The 14080-nt window shown below is 44.5% G+C and carries 9 protein-coding genes and 3 pseudogenes; 4 read left to right on the top strand and 8 right to left on the bottom strand.

Annotated features, from left to right (window positions below; all coding sequences use genetic code 11):
• Positions 1-110: 110 nt before the first annotated feature.
• The 6 genes and pseudogenes from LBPC_RS02180 to LBPC_RS02155 all read right to left on the bottom strand — a co-directional run bounded on the left by LBPC_RS02180 (position 111) and on the right by LBPC_RS02155 (position 8248).
• On the bottom strand, positions 111-1727 hold the full coding sequence (locus LBPC_RS02180; RefSeq protein WP_003661619.1) for a hypothetical protein: 1617 nt from the start codon (positions 1725-1727) through the stop codon (positions 111-113).
• Positions 1720-2454, bottom strand: coding sequence for an ABC transporter ATP-binding protein (locus tag LBPC_RS02175; protein WP_003573657.1), 735 nt, complete (start codon positions 2452-2454; stop codon positions 1720-1722). The genes LBPC_RS02180 and LBPC_RS02175 overlap by 8 nt, the downstream gene beginning before the upstream one ends.
• A 190-nt stretch (positions 2455-2644) precedes the next feature.
• Entirely contained in the window at positions 2645-3721 is a 1077-nt protein-coding gene (locus LBPC_RS02170; RefSeq protein ID WP_016365381.1) for a class C sortase, read from the bottom strand.
• 73 nt (positions 3722-3794) lie between these two features.
• Positions 3795-4799: a SpaA isopeptide-forming pilin-related protein gene (locus LBPC_RS02165; protein ID WP_003661615.1), complete on the bottom strand. Its 1005-nt coding sequence runs from the start codon at positions 4797-4799 to the stop codon at positions 3795-3797.
• Positions 4800-4809: 10 nt separating this feature from the next.
• Positions 4810-5526 carry a pilin N-terminal domain-containing protein gene (locus LBPC_RS02160; protein WP_003661614.1) on the bottom strand — a complete coding sequence of 239 codons (717 nt, stop codon included), beginning with the start codon at positions 5524-5526 and terminating at the stop codon, positions 4810-4812.
• Positions 5519-8248, bottom strand: a pseudogene (locus LBPC_RS02155) (SpaA isopeptide-forming pilin-related protein). Before LBPC_RS02155 ends, LBPC_RS02160 begins: the two are co-directional and overlap by 8 nt.
• Positions 8249-8506: 258 nt before the next feature.
• On the opposite strand from LBPC_RS02155, the pseudogene LBPC_RS02150 reads away from it, so the two are divergent.
• Positions 8507-8869, top strand: a pseudogene (locus LBPC_RS02150) (recombinase family protein); the annotation flags it as partial.
• Between the two features lie 60 nt (positions 8870-8929).
• Here the strand turns inward: LBPC_RS02150 and LBPC_RS02145 are convergent.
• Entirely contained in the window at positions 8930-9946 is a 1017-nt protein-coding gene (locus tag LBPC_RS02145) for an IS30 family transposase (protein WP_041091378.1), read from the bottom strand.
• 103 nt (positions 9947-10049) lie between these two features.
• Here LBPC_RS02145 and LBPC_RS02140 point away from each other — a divergent pair.
• Positions 10050-10283 (top strand): annotated as a pseudogene (locus LBPC_RS02140) (helix-turn-helix domain-containing protein); the annotation flags it as partial.
• A gap of 125 nt (positions 10284-10408) precedes the next feature.
• Here the strand turns inward: LBPC_RS02140 and LBPC_RS02135 are convergent.
• Positions 10409-12319: a BglG family transcription antiterminator gene (locus LBPC_RS02135; RefSeq protein ID WP_003661608.1), complete on the bottom strand. Its 1911-nt coding sequence runs from the start codon at positions 12317-12319 to the stop codon at positions 10409-10411.
• A gap of 174 nt (positions 12320-12493) precedes the next feature.
• Between LBPC_RS02135 and LBPC_RS02130 the strand changes: the two genes are divergently transcribed.
• Both LBPC_RS02130 and LBPC_RS02125 read left to right on the top strand, forming a co-directional pair.
• A complete protein-coding gene (locus LBPC_RS02130; protein ID WP_003563473.1) occupies positions 12494-12805 on the top strand; it encodes a PTS sugar transporter subunit IIB in 312 nt (103 codons plus the stop codon).
• Between the two features lie 23 nt (positions 12806-12828).
• Positions 12829-14067 carry a PTS sugar transporter subunit IIC gene (locus LBPC_RS02125; RefSeq protein WP_003661606.1) on the top strand — a complete coding sequence of 413 codons (1239 nt, stop codon included), beginning with the start codon at positions 12829-12831 and terminating at the stop codon, positions 14065-14067.
• Positions 14068-14080: the final 13 nt, after the last annotated feature.

Raw genomic sequence — 14080 nt, 5'->3', positions numbered from 1 at the left:
AATACCGATAAATCAGTTTTTCTCGACTCATCGGCATTGAAAGTACCCGCTTAGCTTTGTCCCATCAACTCAGATTGACATTGATGATAGCATCAATCTAACAGCGATGTTTAATAGCGAATACGGAATGTTTTAGGCGCCACGCGATAAATCACGATGGTGCCCGCCACCACATAGATGCATGTGATCACCCCAATGGCAAGCGCATAAGTGTAGCCGGAAAGATGGACCTGAGTGAACACCCACGCAACCCAATACATCGCCCAATATAAAATACGATATAACGGCGACACGACTTCCATATCTTCCGTAAACGGCTGTAGCAGGTAATAGATAAACAAATCATGAAAGGAAAAGAACAACACCATCCCGCAAACTTCTAACAATAAAACCAGATAGAAATTCAAGTGATCCGGCACTGGTGTCACCAATTGAAGGGCAAGTAACAGGCCATAGATTAACGCACCTGTCACGGCGTTGTACTGAACGATCCGCCAAAATCGATAGAAAAACCCGCTTAAAACAGCTTTAGGTTGTCGATAAAATGGGTAAAAGAGCATCGCCGAATCACAGTTAACGAATAGTAGCTGAACAATCGGGCCGCCCAGCGAGGCCAGATACATCACGAAGAACAAGGCGCCGTAAATTGGGGTCAAATCCCCCACGGAGTGAATCGCAAATAATTTTAAAAGAATCAAGCAGCTGATGCCAATGCCGCTAATCCATAACACGCGGGTACGCAATTTTTTCCATAACTGACTGCGGTAGCGTGCAAATAGCAATGCGTTGAGATAGTTATTGCCAAGTCGCTGGTTCACTTTGACCGAAACCGTCGTATCAAGGGTCAATTTTTTCTGCATCGCGGTACCAGTTGCCAAAAATTGTTGCTTCTGTGTTGCCGCCACCTTGTTCAAAGTTATGACAGACTGTTGAATCGATGCCATTAACAGTGGGATATCATTCGAGAAGCGGTACTGATACCACCACAACCCGAAAACCCCAATCCAGCAAATGATCAAGCCTATTGGCGAAAACAACCCAGTCACGAATGGTGTAAGCTTGCCGGTCAACACAAGCGCGATTGGCACGCCCACTAACCCGCACCAATACAGAATTTGTGCGATCATCCCCAGCCGGTGGTTCGACCAAGTCAAGCGTGGGATAAACCCGCGCCAGAACCAACTAAAAACGGATACGCCCAAACCAACGAATAAAATCCAATAATTTTGGGTGATCATCGTTAGTCCAAAAAACGGTAAGAATGGTCCAAGGACGATGCCAATCACTTGCTGTATGCGCGTCAGCCCACGAGCCAACGCAAGCCGATCGAGCACAAAATAGTCGGCTAATTTAATTGCTTTTAAATCAACTGGAATATAACGAAAGACCAGTCCCCGAAACAGTAGGCCACCCAGCGTATAGATCGTCACTGCGATCATCGCACGAAATGTGAACGTTGTCGGTAACGGATGGATAAAATCGTTGTATGCATTGGCTACTAAGAAATCCATCGCTAGTAAAAGCACTGCGATCAGTGGCTTCATCATGAACATTAAGCAGCTCATGATAATCGCAATCAAACTTTTTACGGCACCCATACGATATAACTTAGTCGGTATCTTTTTACCTAATATTGGGAGCCGCCGGATAAAATAAATCAGGCCATTCACCATAGTCGTTGCATCAACTTGCGCTTGAAACCAGTAATAACGCCACGCTTCAACCATCGGCCCGCACCTCGTCACTTAGCCGAGCAATCACGGCATCCTCAAACGCCTGACTATGGATGTCCAAGCCTGAAAGCTCTGTCAACTGTTGGTTATGCAACAGCACCACAGCGTCACAAATAGCTTGGGCTAACTGCATAATGTGGGTTGAAAAAATGACCACAGATTCCGCCTTCATCGCCACAATCAACTGTTGCATCTCATGGGCCGCCACCACGTCAACTGTTGTCAATGGTTCATCTAACAACAGTACTGGCGGTCTTAGCATGAGCGATACCACAATCTGCAACTTGTTCCGCATTCCCTCAGAATAGTCGCGTAAAAGCTTATTCGCATCAGCCTGACTCAACCCAGCCATTTCGAAAAAATCGGTCGCCTGCACAGACGAATGTGCTTGTTCAAGACGCGTTCGGTTAATGCTCATAAAGTAGTTAACAAATTCAAGCCCCGTCATAAACGCCGGTAAGTGCGGTTGCGTGTATACCATCCCCACACTTGTATCTGCGTAGTCAGTAATTAACCCACGACCATCATCGGCATCAACCGCAATCGTCCCGTGATCATGTGGCAAGTTGCGGACAATCATATTAAATAAAGTCGACTTTCCGGAGCCGTTACGGCCTAACAAGCCATATATTTTACCTTGATTAAACATGAAACTGGCATCTTTAAACAAAACTTGCTGATCAAAAGCTTTGTCCAAATGCGCGATCTCAAGTTGTTTCATAGCATTCGCCCCCTTAACGCGTTCCCCAGATCAGAACCCGATCTCGTTCATATGCTGCTATCTGGCATCACTAAAGTTTTCTTTAGTATACCAAATCATTCACAAGTTGCTGTAGCGAATGCTCTCACCGTCAAAGCCCACCATACCAAAAATAGACCAGTTGCTGAGTCATCTAATGACACAGGTACGCTCAAGATCGTTTAAGTGTGAATTTTTTATCCCGAATTTTTTTGACATAAGCCTTGTACTTAGTCCGGCCAAGTGGCGTGACAATTGCGACTCGATAATGATTACCAGGCAGGCTGATGTCAGTCACCCCAGTCTGATCTGATTTAAAAGAATGTATATGTCGACCTCGTTTCACCACGACTTGTGTGGCTTCAGCCGGTACTTCCAGCAAATAATGCTTTCGGCCAAGCATCAAACCGCGCATTACGAAACCGATCAGGCCTAAAATGATCACCGCGCCTAAAAGTGCGACTATTAGCTTTAATTTGTTCCACCAAACCGCCCAACTTGAGGCCTCGTCATCTGCCTTAACGTAAGGAATTCGGCGACCCGTTATCAACAATCGATGAGAATTGATCATATAAGGCGTGCAGGTCATTAAGGTCACAAGATCCTGTCCCGGCACAATTCTTAGCTGCCGGGTATCACTTGGCTCAATAACCTGGCGCTTAAAGATTTGGTAAGCCAATTTATGATTGCCTATGCTAATAAAAAACTTGTCGCCTTTTTTTAACGCTGGTACTCGGGTAAAAAGTTCAGCGTTTGGCACACCACGATGCGCTGAAATGACAGCATGGGTATTTTTACCACCAGTTGGATAACTTGTACCATCCAATAAACAGGCGCCAAATTGTAGAAGCCAATCGCTTGTATGATCAAAAACCGGCAGACTAAGGCCAATTTTGGGAATCGTCAACTGAGCAACTGTCTGACGAGTCAAGATTTGCTGATTGCGTTTGGCCGCTGTTTTTGCGGTTCCTTGATCATTAACGGCATGATTAAAACTGGCAACGCCGGGCACTTGCTGACTTGCTGCCAACTGTTTATTTTTTTGCTGATAGTCGTTATATTCCCGCCGCAACACCATCTGATTCTTCCGCGCTTCTTGTTGTCGATACCTGTCGATGACTTGCTGATTTTGGTAAGAAACGTAAGCATCACTTGCAAATGGATAGCATAAAACACCAAAACCCGCTAAAAGAAGGCATCCAATCACAATATCAATCAAGCCTAAAGGTCGACGTGTTCGTTTTGTCACTCTGATTACCTCGCCATATCAAAACAAGAGCGCCATCGACGCTCTTGCTTGACTCATTTATCTTATTAACTTTTTAGAAACCATTGCGGCGCTTGCGATAGGCAACTGCTCCAAATGCAATTAAGGCAACGCCCAAAATCGCAAAAATGACTGTGCCAGTACCACCAGTGTGTGGCAGAATACCGCTTGGTGCATCTAGAATGTCGCTAGACGAATTATCAGCTTTAAAGTCTGTATTGGCAGCAGCATCATAACCATCCGGCACGTTTGTTTCAACTGCCGTGTAAGTTGTGGTGTTATCAGCAAATCCATTTAAGCCAAACTTACCGCTCTTATCAGACGTGAAAACAGTAGCATCGCTTTCAGCAACCCACGTCAATCGATAGTTATTGGCCAATACATCGATAAATCCTTCGCCGATGCTGACGCTTTGACCATCTTTATCTGTCAACTTCAAAAACTTGCCATCACTATTGCTAATCTTAAAGCCGGCTCCTTCAAGCACTTCTTTAGTCTCAGCATCTTTCTTAACAAAAGTGCGCTCATAGGTGGTCTTTTGAACATTCTTTGGGTAGACATAGACATTCCCGTCGGCTGCTGCCTTGGCTGGTAAGGTTAACCAGAAATCGGCAGACGTGTTATAACCAGCTCGCGGATTGGTTTCATGGAAAAGATAGACAGCAGCACGAGTCTTACCGCTGGCATCTGTTGATTGGGTTGGCAATGCTTGGGTTAGTTGCCCCTCGTCATTAGTCGTACCGGTTGCGACAACCGAAGTACTATCAAAACTGCCTTTATAATCCTTAGGCGATGCCCAATAATTGGCTGTCACGTTGTAAATGGTGAAATCAACGCCTTGTAAAGGCTTAGCACCATCGCCGGTCCAAATTTGATCAGTCGCACGATCAATGGCAGTAACATCTTTTTCAAACCCGTATTTAGTAAGGACAACGTTTTGTGTTGTCGTATCATTCGTATCTGCTTGAACCCGAGTGCCATTAAACCCGAGAACCATCAGTAATGTCATTAGGATCGTGCTGGTTAATGTCAGCACTTTCTTGGCAATTGTCTTTTTCATTCTTTTCTCCCTAATTATCAATTTTTTGTTTTTTCATGTTAAAAGCAAGTACTGTCGCGAAAATTATCAACCCGAGCGTTGAAAGCCAAGCTGCAACTGTATCACCCGTTTGTGGCAACAATTGACGTGTTTTCTTTGGAACTTTTTTTGGGGCGTCGCTGTGACGACTTACCATTTTGTTCTTAGGAAATAAATCAATGCGTGATTGATTCCCATGTTGAAGGTTGCTTGACATGACAACCACAAGATTCTGACTGGCTTCAATATTCTTAGGTGCCGCCGTTTCTTTAAAAAGATAAACCGCAGCATGCTGCCCCTGTCGGAGTGGTAAATCGCCAAAGTACGCTTCTCCCTGACCAGCCGTCACAACCTGTGCGATAAGGCTGGAGCTAGCAGGCTGATAGCTATCTTGACTCAACGTCGTTTGTGCTGCTTCAATCGCACCGCCATTTTTGGAGACAAGCTGCCAAAAGTCAGCGGTCACGTCATAAACTGTGAACGTCACACCGTTTAACGGCACATCTGCCTGCGAAAAGTCGGGTTTTGTTGTCCCGTTATTTGCTTGTTGAGTTGGCAAGGTATCTTTAAACAACAGCTTATGCAACACAACATCAACAGTGGTCGGCACAGTTGCCGCCTGTGTCTGCTGCAACGTTGTCGTTGCCAAACTGACTAGTAGTGCCAAGCAAAAGGTCAAAATCACTAACGGACGGAAGGATTTAGTCATGTTGCTTCACCACCCGTCGCTTTATCAAAACAACCAGTAATAAAAGGAACGCTGCGTTGATCAATCCCAGTGCGATACCAAGCAATCGCTGATAGCCCTGACCACCTGTATGTGGCAAAATTGCAAGTGGCTGATTAATCGCCTGCAAAGTGATCGTGCTGCCATCAATCGCTAATGTGTATCCGTTCTTACTTTCGCCCGGCTTCAATGCCTCACCGTCAATCGTGACGGTTGCCTCTTTACCAGTCGTAGCTACCTGAATGGCAATCTTTGCAGGATTGCTTTGATAGCCATCTGGTGCTTTTGTTTCTGACATCGTATAGGTACCATCTGCAACTAATTTTGTCGCAAACGCTTGTCCCTCAGATGTCGCCGATGATGTTATCGTCTCAGCTTCGCCAGCACTTGGTTGCAGGGTGAACGCTGCACCTGCAAGATATTGGCTTTGATTATCCTGTTTGATGACCCGCAAAGTCATGGATGGCTTTGGTTCATCATATTTCGTTAGCGTCAGAATTTGCTGGTGATCCCCGGTCACCGTAAAATCATCTGACTTATCACCAACAGGATTCAAAGTCTGCTGGCCATTAATAACACTCCCTGATGTCACATTGTCCTTTGTGCCATGGTATTGCCATTGCCCATCAGACGTTAGCTGAAAAAGATACGTTGTCCCATCAAGTTGATAACCTGTAGGTGCTGCAGCTTCCTGAATACCGTAATACCCCGGCGCTAGTGCCTGCAGATCCGTTGACGTGATGGCGTTGGTTTTGGATGCCAGCTGAAAACTGTTATCGCTGTACTGGGTTAAGTTAAACTGCATGGCCTTCAACTGATCTGCTGATAAATCAGTTCCATCGGTTGTTTTTTTCTGAAATTGAAAACCATACTGCTGATTTGTCAAAGTCAACGTTGCTGTTTGCTAATCCATATTTTGAGAACTGATAAACGAACTCAAATCAATTCCCGAGGCATCTTCACTCTTAACGACATATGAAAAACTTTGACCCTGATTGTTATACGCAGGTGCCGTAAAGCTAGCTTTCCAGTTATCAGCTTTTTTAAGGACTAAGGTCTGTTGCCAATTTGGATCAAGCGAACCGTCAGCCACTTTTCGCTGCACCGTGACGTTGAGCGTATCCGGTAACGATTGATTGCTTAACTGGCGCCATTGCTTCTGCACATAAACTGTAGTTGCTGGTGCCCTGCCTGAAGGAATCCCAAAGTCAACAGCGGCAGCGCCCGCTTTTGGTGTCAACAATGTTTCACCATTCATTTGGTACCAAAAATCAGGCTTGAAGCCACCATCCTCTGTTTTGATCCGGACTTGATAATGGATTTGAACTTCCTGATCCTGACCCAAGTTCATGTGATTCACCGTCAATTGACCATCTTGGATCGCCGCACTTGGCAACTCACTTGCTGGCACAGTTTGCTTGCCGACACTCGTAACGGTCGCCTGATTGTTCGCATATTGAAATTGCGTACCAATCGGGTCTGTGATCGTGCCGTCAATGATAGTATTAAAGTTTTTGACAATGTCCTTTGCCTGATTATTCAAATAAGCCTCAACGGCATCGGCACTATCGGCATCTTCGTATAGATCCGGTGAAGTGGGAATAAGTTCCATATTTTGACGCACGTCTTCGTCTGACATGTAGCCTTCCGACCAGTAGCCGTCGTCGCCAGCCAGTTGAATGCCTAAAGCGTGCACCACATTACCGCTATCTTTTGCCTTCTTAGCCTCACCTAATGTTGCTGGCCAAGTATCATATATACGATCACCTGAACTATCGATGTACGAATTTTTAAGTTCTGCGGTATAGCCGGGTTCATCTCTGGTGGTTCCAAAGTTAGTGCCATACAATGTGCCGTTTTCCACCACTGAATTTTTTACCTTATCAGAAAAAGTCGGCACACCATCTGTTAACAAAATCATCATCTTTTTATTGCCACTGGTGTCCTCATTCAGCATGGCTGATCCTTGCCGCAAACCAATCTGCGTATACGTACCACCATTAAAAGTTGGGCTCAATGCGCTATTAATCGCTTGTTGCTGACTGGTATTTCCTGCTTTGCCTAATCCGACGTGAATATAACCCGGTCCAGTGGTTTTATTGCCGCCACCGATATAACCGGGACTAGAAAAACCAATTAAGCCAACATTGACGTAATCACCCAGACCGGCGTTTTGAATAGAAGTCAAGAAATTCTTAACGCCAGTACGAACGGCACCAGCTCGATCTGTGCCGCCATTATTTTTTGACTCCATTGACCCAGACATATCAACAACTAAGACAATATCTACAGGCTTCACATTTTGCTGTGTATTGCCTTTGACGTTCAAATAAACGTCGTACAATCCGGGGGTATTCGTCTCTTTAGCATATTTTCGAATCTGATAATCCGGATTATTGGGGTCACCAAATTTCAGGTAAGAATTCGTGGTATCAGTCGCATCACCATTCCATATTGTATTGTTATCCCACCCTGAAACTTGATCCCCGCCACGTTGATTGATTACATTTTGTTGTCCCGTGACCTGCCACGAATTTGTCGGATAGGTACCATTAGCATCGGTTTGATAGGTTGGGCGAATGTTAGCAGCGGCTGTCACAACTGAACTGCCACTTGTCACTAAGCCTGTTAACATACTCATCAAAATCAATAAGACCGCGAACAAATGCCCAGTTCTCGCCACTTTAGCTGTCATCTTCGTCACATTTTTACCCTCCTCTCAGGTGAACTTTTAGCCACTGACATTGCAATTGTTCTTGCGCTTACAACTCGACACTTAAGAGCCAGTCTTTTTGTCCACTTAATAACAAATAAGAAACAACCTCAACGATAAATACCGATAGTTATTTAATTCTAATTGTTTCCATAAAACATTTTTATGCTATAATTTTGGGAGTTCTTGCTTTCGGCTCTAATCTTTCAAGTTGTGATACAATTCGGCCTTGATGATAGGAGTGTTTTGATGAGATATGGCTATGCACGCGTCAGCACTGAAGGCCAGCGTCTTGAGTCACAAATAGAAGAACTGCGTAGAGCAGGTGTCGATGAAATTTATCAGGAAAAATACACCGGCACGACCACGGGTCGGCCGGTTTTTAAACAGTTATTATCTAAGTTGCAGTTTGGTGATATCTTGGTCGTGACAAAGTTAGATCGCTTTGCGCGAAATACGCGTGAAGCATTGGATGTCATGCAGACATTGTTTGATCATCATGTTGGGATACACATCCTGAATGTTGGTCTCATTGACGAGACACCGACCGGCAAACTGATATTCACCGTTTTCTCGGCTTTCGCCCAATTTGAACGAGACCTGATTATTAGTCCCTCAATTTTCAAGGCAAGTGCAACGATGATAACGAATTCTTGATAGTGGTCTAGGCTGTTACGCCATGCATCGGTAGTAATCGCATGGGCGAAGATAGTTCAGAATACGTCTGGGACGATGGTTCAGTGCGGATTGGACTGCTTGAATTTCAACCAGGGTAACTGCTCTGAGAGACTTCCCTTTCGGGAAGAATTCCCTAAGCAGTCCATTGGCGTTCTCGTTTGTGCCACGCTCCCAAGGCGAGTACGGATGTGCGAAGTAAATCTGGGTTCCAACAATCTCTGATAACTTGGCAAACTCGGAACCATTGTCAAAAGTGATACTCTCAAATTCCTTGGCCCCGTAGTCGTCGATCGTGTCCTGCAAGGCTTTAAGGCAGGTGCCCGCATGATAGTCAGGAATCTTGACGATGATCTCAGTCCGGCTGTACCGTTCTGTGAGCGTCATTAATGCTGGCTCATCAGCTAAGCGAATACCCTTGACCAAGTCGCCTTCCCAATGTCCCACGCCTGTGCGGTCATTCACGGCCGCAGGACGCAACTCGATTGAGTCGCCGTATATCTTCTTATTCTTGCGCTTGTGGGCGTTCTTATAGCCTTTGATGCGGCGTCGGAGCTTCTTGGGAAGTGTCATGTTGTCTAGCTCAAGCAGCCCGGCGTCGATGTAGCGATACACAGTTGTCGTTGAAGGGCAAGCCTTGCCCTGGTCGCGATAGAAGTGTACGAAGCTATCAACGCTGTGTACGCGCGGCTTACGAGTAAGCTCCCTGGAGAGAGCCTTGAAGAACGCACGGCCGGTCTTAAGAAAGGCGTAGTGACCGGTTCTATCGCGTTTACGGTCGTGCATGGCTTGGGCAGTTTCCGCAAGATAGACTTGACGCGAGTGACGCTTCGAGTCGAGCTGAGTTACAGATCCACGCGTGATTTCTCGTGAGATTGTCGCTTTACTGCGATGAAGCTTCTGTGCAATCACGGTCGCGGTGTCACCAGCAGCCTGAAGGGCCTGAATTGTAGCACGGTCGCTAAAACTGAGTTGTTGGTAATGCTTGTGAGTGTTAGTCTGAGAGTGGGTCATGAAGATTCCTGCTTTCTTGTTTAGCTAGCACTAACAAGAATAGGTCTTCATGGCCTTTATGGTCTAGTCGTCAGGGTGTTGCACTTGAATTGTAAACTGGGGCCTGATTATTAGTCGGACACAAGAAGGGAAAAAATACGCTCGAGCACATAATCCCAATTACCATGAAGGTCGCAAAAAGCTTTATAGTGACCAACAAATTAGGAAAGCTTTCGATGCACATATGCACGGTAAGACGTATCAACAAATTTCCAAAGAAACCGGCATTAGCACGGCTACCCTTAAACGCAGAATTCGAGATTTAAGTACGGAGCATTGTTCTGTGGCCGAAATGTGATTCTTAGCGCTAAAATTAAAAAGTGGTTGACCACATTAGCTTGTTGCTAATGTGGTCAACCACTTTTTAATTTAGGCTCAGTATGCTGACACATCATGTTATAAAAACTAGGGCAATAAGCCACCTCACATGTTTGTTTTGACGACATTTTTAAATTGTTCAAAATTCCTAACGCGTGCAAGCGCAGTCGCCACTTGCGGCTCACTGAACATCGTGATTAAGGCTTCATACAAACGCATAAAGCGCTGTTGATCATTTTGACTAATAGCTGCAAGAACGACAATATTGACACGTCGCTCTCCCCAACGAATTGAGTTTTTCGCTACGCCGACACTAAAAGCTGTCTGCCTTGCTTCCATGTACACAGAATGTGGCAAAGCGACTGTCCCAAAAGCAGTACCAGCCGCTTCTTCACGTTCAAAAACATGCTGTCGAAAACTTGGAGACACAATATGGCGGCGCTCTAGTTGATCACACATCAAGGTCACAACTTGATCCCGCTGCATGATTGGCTGCAATGTAAAGAAGAATTGCTCACCGAAGTAGATATCAAAATAGCGTCTTAAAAAATCCCTTTGTACGTTACGACGATGTTCCTCAATTGTCGCCATGATGGTGCTTTTCTCTTTACTCGTCATGAAAGGCGAAATTGTCACGACTCGATAAGCCATCGATGAAGCCTGAGGTACTGTCGTGATAAGCAGCGAAACATCGAGCTTATCAAGCTCAGAAGGGTCATTCACCAAGGCAACAACATTCAAATCATGCTCAAATTGCTTAGAAACATGCTGATACAGTTGCGTGTTCAAATTTATATAGTTCGGTGAAAAAATAGCTGTTCTGATTTTTTCAGAGTGTTGCTTTTGGCGATCTAATTCAGCACCAATATGCAGTGCAATATATGCTCGTTCGCCTTCTGTGATTGGAATGTGCAACAATTGACTAAGCCGAAAAGAAACAAAAACTGCCAGCTCAAAAACTACCGGAAAATCCTGCTTTAAAGATTCGGTTAGCGGACTGTTCAGACTGGATCCCTGCATGGCACGAGAAAATAATTTGTTGAGATGCAAGCTGAACGGAAAAACGAAATAATCGTTATCTAGATCAATCCCAAATATGTGTTGGACTTCTGCAAATAATGAGCTCATCGCTCGCACAATGTTGTCACCAACAGTTGTGGTTAACTTGTCACGATCACTTAGCGGTAAATGGTCAACATTAGCATGAAACAACATGTGGATCTCTTCACGCTCATGTTTATTTAAAATAAGGTTAAAAACGTTCTCAATACGTTTAATAATTTTCGTGACAATAGCCGCATCATACGTGTTTAGCCATGAACTATAGGCATCGCGGGATAGCAATGTATCGTCGTAATGTAAGGATTGAATCATAATCAATAAATGCATCATGAGATTTATCAATGCATAATCATTGAGTTTTAATGTTGATGGCGCTAATTCTTCTTTGATAATTTGCTCGATCTGTTCAACATCGGTACGATTAAAGTTTTGTGTGAGCAAGGATCGATCAACGAAATGATGAGGTGCTTCCTCCATAATGAAATGCGAAATCAGTCGGCGTTTGTCTTTTTCATTTCCGGTAACCTGAATTTTATTATCGCGAATGACTACCCTAACGCCAGATTTCGAAAACATCTGATTGATCTTTTGAATATCATTTTTTAAAGTTCCATAGCTAACAAATAAGCTTTCCTCCAAGTCAAAGACATCCAATTGCGCCTTATGAATCATGCTTTGTTTGATGATGTAAAAAGCACGATCACGAAAGGTTTGTGGGATATCACTTGCATTGTTTGTTGAAATTAATAATTGTTTAGCCTCAGTTTTTAAAGCCACGTACCCTTGTCGTGACGATAGAATCAGTGGCTCCGCCGCTAATCGATTAATCTGCGCAACATAAGTTTTGGCAGTTCGCACTGAACAACCAAGCTTCTCTGATAACTGATTAGGCGTCAGTGGTTGATTGGATTCGAATAACAGTTGCAATAGCCGTTGCTGGTTGTTATTTAGCATCTTGCTCCCTTCCGGTCTTTTTTTAACCGGTTCTCCCAAAATTCAAAAAAGCCTATTGCTTGCACGCAACCGCTAACAATTCGTCAACCATTTGCACTGTCACGGTGCATTTTTTTAGTTGAGCCGATTTCTCCTCATTCGCGATAATAAAGTCACAAGAAAGGAGTGTTTAAAATGAAAGCGGTTAATATCATGTTATGCTGCGGCGCTGGCATGTCAAGCGGATTTCTTGCTCAGCGTGCTCGCAAGGCAGCACAAAAGAAAGGGCAGGCTGTCTCCATTGAAGCAAAAAGTGAAAGTGAAATTGGTCAGTATTTTCAAGATATCGACATTTTATTACTTGGCCCGCATTACGCCTCGTTAAAAGATGAACTCGCGAAACAGGCCGAACCTTTCAATGTTGTCGTCGACGTCATTCCGCAAGACATCTACGGCAGTCTCGATGGCGCTGGCCTCATTGCTTTTGCAAATCGGCTGGCAGAGTAAAGAAAGCTGCCGGGAGGAAAATAATGAAAATATTCATGGATTGGTTGGCTAACGTTTTTGCCCCTAAAGCCAAAAAGTTCACCCAAATGCCTGCTATCGCTGCACTTTCAAGTGCGATGCAGAATCTCATTCCTTTTATTTTAACTGGATCAGTGGTCTTCTTCTACAACGTTTTTCGTTCCTATATTCCGCAGTTGCCTGACTTAACGAATATCTCCAATTATTCGTTCGGCATGATTGGTTTGGTTGCGGCTTTCATGGTTGGTCATCAATTCATGGAAAAGTTTCGACATCCACAATACGCCACCACAGCAGGAATCGTGTCAATCTGCGTTTTGATGATGACGCTTCATCCAATCGGCGAGAAACAAGGTGTCTACGATTTAGGTAGGGTTGGCCCGACAGGCATCCTGATTGGCGTTCTATTCGGCGTTGCCATTGGCGTCATCTTCCACTTCTACAGCAAGCTGAATTTTCTAAAAAATAGCTCGTTGCCAGATTTCGTGGCTAATTGGATTAACAACATCATCCCCATTTTTATCAGTCTAGCCTTGTTTGCGACCTTAATCTTCGCCTTCAAGATTGACGTCTTCCAAGTGATTTTGAATCTTTTTGAGCCAATTCAAAATTTTGGCCAATCACTTCCCGGCTTGATTCTGTTGGTTTTGATTCCTGCCTTTTTCTACTCTATGGGTATCTCAACTTGGTTATGGACAGCTTTGCAGAACCCTATCTTCATTGCAGGCATTGCGGCAAACGCTTTGGCGGTTAAAAGTGGCAGCAACGCCGTCAACATTGTCACCAACGAAACCGTTTATAGCCTTGGGCTCATCATGATGGGTGGGACTGGTGCAACTTTAACCTTGAATCTCCTGATGTGTTTCTCAAGAAGCGCCAAATTGAAAACCATCGGCAGAATCTGCCTTGGCCCATCGCTATTCAATATTAACGAGCCAATTGTCTTCAGTACCCCCGTTGTCATGAATCCTATACTGATGATCCCAATGTGGCTCAATTCAATTATCGGCAGTTGTGTCATTTGGGCGGTCATGCGAGGCGGCTTGCTGAATATTCCGGCTAGTTTGATGCAAGTTGCGCAGATTCCAGCACCAATTTCCAGTGTTATTATTTTGCAAGATTTTCGCGCCATCATCTGGTACGTACTGCTTTTTGTCGTTTATCTAGCAACATGGTATCCATTTTTCAAAGTTTACGAACGGGAAGTCCTCCAAGAAGAAAATCAGTTACAACCGGCAGTTTAATCATTCGCATATC

The sequence above is a fragment of the Lacticaseibacillus paracasei subsp. paracasei genome (assembly GCF_000829035.1).
GTDB lineage: Bacteria > Bacillota > Bacilli > Lactobacillales > Lactobacillaceae > Lacticaseibacillus > Lacticaseibacillus paracasei.
This window is presented reverse-complemented; position numbering and strand designations above follow the sequence as displayed.